The sequence below is a fragment of the Arthrobacter sp. HMWF013 genome (assembly GCF_003061105.1).
Taxonomy (GTDB): domain Bacteria; phylum Actinomycetota; class Actinomycetes; order Actinomycetales; family Micrococcaceae; genus Arthrobacter.
Genome location: NZ_QAIQ01000219.1, coordinates 1 through 3689, shown reverse-complemented (window position 1 = coordinate 3689; position 3689 = coordinate 1). Strand labels below are relative to the sequence as shown.

The 3689-nt window shown below is 65.9% G+C and carries 4 protein-coding genes; 2 read left to right on the top strand and 2 right to left on the bottom strand.

Going from position 1 to position 3689, the window contains the following annotated elements; all coding sequences use genetic code 11:
* Together DBR22_RS09045 and ribA are read right to left on the bottom strand one after the other, a co-directional pair.
* Positions 1-752, bottom strand: a 752-nt coding sequence (locus DBR22_RS09045; protein ID WP_108598739.1) for a dienelactone hydrolase family protein, incomplete at its 3' end; no start/stop codon positions are given.
* A 78-nt stretch (positions 753-830) separates the two neighbouring features.
* On the bottom strand, positions 831-2708 hold the full coding sequence (ribA, locus tag DBR22_RS25155; RefSeq protein ID WP_308810196.1) for a GTP cyclohydrolase II RibA: 1878 nt from the start codon (positions 2706-2708) through the stop codon (positions 831-833).
* Between the two features lie 178 nt (positions 2709-2886).
* On the opposite strand from ribA, the gene DBR22_RS09035 reads away from it, so the two are divergent.
* Together DBR22_RS09035 and DBR22_RS24425 are read left to right on the top strand one after the other, a co-directional pair.
* On the top strand, positions 2887-3399 hold the full coding sequence (locus DBR22_RS09035) for a MarR family winged helix-turn-helix transcriptional regulator (protein ID WP_108598738.1): 513 nt from the start codon (positions 2887-2889) through the stop codon (positions 3397-3399).
* Positions 3400-3463: 64 nt separating this feature from the next.
* Positions 3464-3586, top strand: a complete 123-nt coding sequence (locus tag DBR22_RS24425) for a hypothetical protein (protein ID WP_258229111.1) — start codon at positions 3464-3466, stop codon at positions 3584-3586.
* Positions 3587-3689: the final 103 nt, after the last annotated feature.

The window sequence follows — 3689 nt, the reverse complement described above, 5'->3', positions numbered from 1 at the left end:
GACGGAACCTTGGCCAGGTCAGGGGCGGGCCCATAGAACGCAGCGGTGGCTTTAAGGCCGGGCAACTCGGTTGCCGCCTGCCAGGTGATGCCGCCGCCGAAGCAGTAGCCGTTCATGGCAATCCGGTCCGGGTCCACGAATTCCTGCCCTTGGAGGTACTCAAAGGCCGCCCCGAAGTCGGCAACGTGTCGTGGGGCTCCGGCACTGGTGAGGGCTCCGGAGACTGCGTCGGAGTCGAGGCTGGCAGTGCCGCCTTCCCTGCTCAGCAGGTCGAGGGCCAACGCCGCATAGCCAGCGTTGGCGAAGCGCCGCGCAACATCCTGGATATGCGGCGTGAGCCCGCGGTTCTCATGGCAGATCATCACCGCGGGACCGGACTGTCCGGATTCCGGCCGGGCAAGGTAGCCGCTGATGTCGGTGCCTCCGGACGCGAAGGTGACGGTCGCCGTCGTGAGCCCCGCAGCACCCTCCGGTAAGGAGAGGGGGCTTTTCGCCCCAGGAACCGCACTTCCGGTGGCGGCGCTGCCCGCCGCGGAGGACGACGGGCGGTCTGAGCTCGGCATCGGGTCGCTGCCGGAGGGAACTTCCTCCGGGGTGCAGCCCACAAGCAGCATGGCTGCAGATGCTGCGGCCATGCTTCCCATGATGAACGCGACCCTGCGGGTGAATGTGCGGTGGGACATCTCCCCGGCGCGGTAATCGTCGAAGAATTCCTCGATCAGATACCGTTCAAACTTTCCAAGCTCGATCACCACAGGCCTCCTCGACTGAGGCGCTTATCTTCCTCCTCCGGCGGCGGTCCTGCAAGGGTGGGTCCGCTTCTGCTGCGCCTAGAACTGTTCCGCCGGGATGGTGAAGCCGAGGTCAAGGAGTCCGCGGCCGGCCTGTTCCAGGATCGGATCCATGGTCAGCGAGGCATGGTTCAGCAGGACGTTGACATCACGCTGGATGCGCTGCAGGGGGTGCGACAGCCGGTGGACGCTACCGCCAGACCCCGTAAGGATGAGCCGGACGGCCTCGGCTGACGCCGCGCCGCTCAGACCGAGGGAGAGCCGGTAGCGGGCCCGTTCCCCATCGGTGAAGGTGACGGGTCGGCGCCCGTAGGAGCCGGAGACCACACGGACGGCTTCGTCCCAGTGCAACCGAGCGGTGGCGACCTGGCCGTATGCCTGCGCAAAGCGGGCCTGGGCGAGAGGGGAATCTGCCTGGCGCGCCTGAACTGTCTGTTTGACTTTGCGGACCATCATCAGCTCGCGGAACACCTCGATGGCGTGCTCGGCAGCGCCCAGGGCGGCCGCGGGGGCCACCATGTTCAGGAACGTGGCCATCGGGATGTGGATGTTCGGGTCCGGGTGGATGCCGCTGCCGGGGTTGTCCGCTGAGGCCAGGAGGTCCCAGGCCAGTGCCCGGTGCGCGGGGACAAAAAGTCCTTCCGCCCTGAGGTCATTGCTTCCAGTCCCCCGCAGGCCGGCGGTGTGCCACACGTCCAGCAGCTCAAGGTCAGCCACCGGGACCAGGAACTGCATCCGGGTATCGCCATGCTGGGCAGCCAGGAGAGCCCATTCGGAGTGCATCACGCCGGAGGCAAAGCTCCAGCGGCCCGAGACCGTATAGCCGCCGGGAACTTCCGTGGCTTGGCCCGGAGGCGCTCCCGTGGCGGCCGCCAAGGGAGCCGGCCCGTTGGCGAAGACTTCGTCCTGGGCCTGTTGGGGCCAACGTGCCAGCATCCACACGTGCTCCACCAGGTGCCCCACGCTCCATGCGGTGGAGACACAACCCTGCGCCAGCCGGCGTACCACCTGGACGTAGGTTTCCAGGCCCATGCCGAATCCACCAACAGCCTTCGGCGCGAGCATCTGGAAGACACCCGCTTCCTTCAGTTCCGTCATGGTGGCCTCCGGCACCTGCCGGATATGCTCGGTCTCTTCGGCGCGCTCCCTCAGCCGCGGAACGAGGGCATCCACCCGGGCCAACAGCTCATCATGGGTGGGGACCTGGGCGCTTGCGGCTGCAGAACTGGGAACGTTGCCGGGCAAGTCAGCCGGAAGCTCGATGGTGTGGGCTGTGTGGTTCCTTTTTGCGGCAAGGTAGCGGTGGTTGGCCGCAGAAAGGTGGACCCCGGTGGGAACCTGTTCCATGACATCGATGCCGAGGGCTGCCAGCTGGCCCACCTTGTCCGGGTTGTTGGTGAGGAGGCTGATGCGTCCCGCGCCGAGCGCGCCGAGCATCTGGGCTGCAGCGCTGTAATCGCGTTCATCCTCGCCGCGGCCCAGCGCGACGTTCGCCTCGTACGTGTCCAGGCCCCTGTCCTGCAAGGCGTAAGCGTCGAGCTTGGAATACAGTCCGATGCCGCGCCCTTCCTGGCGGAGGTACAGCAGGAAGCCCCCGACGGCGGAAATCTCCCCGACTGCCTCGCGCAGCTGCGGCCCGCAGTCGCAGCGCTCGCTGCCGAAGACATCACCGGTGAGGCATTCGCTGTGGAGCCTGACCAGCGGCGGCTTGCCTGCCGGCCCCTGGTTGAGGAGGGTCTGTTCCCATTCGCCGAGCGCGAGCAGCAGGTGCTCCTGGCCATCGGCCAGCCCGTGGAACGTCATCACCTCTGCCGTGGCCGTGTAGCCATCGGGGAAACGCAGCGGGACTGTGACCTGGCTGCGCACTGTGGCCGGTTGTTCGTAGGGACGCACCATGGTCTCGGACAAAACGGTCATCAAGGCTCCTCGGGAAGCACGATACGAAGGTGGGAGGCTAAACGTTCGCAGGAACGGCGCCAACGTCAACCGTGTTAGTTGAATATTAAAGTAAACCGTACAGGTCATTAGTTCATGATGCAAGCGATTCTGCCGTCTAGAAACTTCATACTTGAAGTAAATGACTTACAATGAACCTATGGAGCACGCCGATGAGCCACGCTGGCTGAGCAACGATGAACGCGATGTCTGGCTGACGCTTGTGGGCGTCATGATGAAGCTCCCCGCCGCGCTGGACACCCAACTGCAGCGTGATGCGGGGCTGAGCCACTTCGAATACATGGTTCTGGCCGGACTGTCCGAAGCGCCGTCCCGCACGCGCAGGATGAGCGACCTCGCCGGTTTCACCGAGTCCGGCCTACCCCGCCTGTCCCAGGTAGTGGGCCGCCTGGAAAAGCGTGGCTGGGTCAGCCGCTCCACCGATCCTTCCGACGGTCGGATTACGCTCGCCACCCTTACTGACAAAGGCTGGCAGAAGATCATCCAGACAGCTCCGGGGCATGTGGAAGCCGTCCGCAACCTCGTGTTCGATCCCCTGACCAAGGCGCAGTCCCGCCAGCTGGGAAGCATCGGCAAGCGGCTCATGACCGCCATCGACCCCGCGGACCGGTGCCTGCGGAGCGGGGCACCGGAGTCAACGGGCACAGCGTGAACGGCGCAGGGCCCCGACGGATGGTGAGAGCGGCTGCCCCGGCATATCCCTCGGTGTTGGCGCGATGTCCTACGCCGGCCCGTTCAACGCCATGGTGATTGCCGACGGCGACGGCTACCCCGACCTCAACGAGTTCACCAGCGCTGCCCGGACAGAGCTGCGGTCACTCCTGGCCGCATCGGCCTAAGCTGGTCCCGTGACTCCGACGCCCTCCCCAAGCCCCCTTGACGTCATCATCCATTCAGGGCCGGCCGACTGGTGGGTGATCCTGGCCGGACTCGGGCCCCTCG